Source organism: Microbacterium sp. H6, from assembly GCF_003314775.1.
In the GTDB taxonomy this organism is placed as follows: domain Bacteria; phylum Actinomycetota; class Actinomycetes; order Actinomycetales; family Microbacteriaceae; genus Microbacterium; species Microbacterium oxydans.
Window position 1 is genome coordinate 1 of record NZ_QOAY01000096.1, and the last position, 240, is coordinate 240.

1 pseudogene is annotated in these 240 nt (G+C 72.9%); it reads right to left on the minus strand.

The window, feature by feature from the left end:
- Positions 1-240, minus strand: a pseudogene (locus DSP71_RS23230) (PH domain-containing protein); the annotation flags it as partial.

Consider the following 240-nt stretch of genomic DNA (forward strand, 5'->3'; position numbering starts at 1 on the left):
TGCGGCGCCGCATGCTCGCTCCACCGGTGAGTGGTGTCGCGGGACGCGGCCTCCGCCGCTGCGGCCGTGACCTCGTCGATCAGCGCCAGCGCATCGGCACGCTCGAGACCGGACAGGTAGCCGGTGATGGGACCGGGAACGGTGTGCACCTGCGCACCGGACACACGCTGCGCGCGGTCGATCGGCCCCTGGCTCAGCGAGACGCCCTGCAGCCGTGCGAGCGGGAACACGGCGAGCTTG